The organism is Cognatundibacterium luofuense, assembly GCF_018139685.1.
Classification (GTDB): Bacteria; Pseudomonadota; Gammaproteobacteria; order Burkholderiales; family Burkholderiaceae_D; genus Undibacterium; species Undibacterium luofuense.
Genome location: NZ_JAGSPN010000566.1, coordinates 1 through 294, shown reverse-complemented (window position 1 = coordinate 294; position 294 = coordinate 1). Strand labels below are relative to the sequence as shown.

The following is a 294-nucleotide window of genomic DNA, read 5'->3' as shown; positions in this document are numbered from 1 at the left end:
AAATCTACATCTTTAAAATACTGTTCATCCGGCAGCGCTTTCATAATCAGATGCACCACATTCACCGTATGATCGCAGCCCATTTTCATCAGCGGCTGCAATTGCTTATCCTTGCGAGCTGAGGCTGGCAGGTGCACAGTAAGCGTACGAATTGCGCGTTGCATATTCTGCATTTTCTGATGCATCATCAATAATTCCCGTGAGCGGCTGGCATACTGTATGTTTTTATAGCGCGTCATCACATCGGCAATCGAGGCAGGCCTGCTTTCGGTCGGTTCCCACAAGTCAACCATA

At 47.6% G+C, this 294-nt stretch carries 1 protein-coding gene; it reads right to left on the bottom strand.

Features of this window, described 5'->3' with window-relative positions:
* Positions 1-294 (bottom strand): DUF3734 domain-containing protein (locus KDM89_RS21665; RefSeq protein ID WP_212689839.1); only part of this gene is annotated, 294 nt, incomplete at both ends.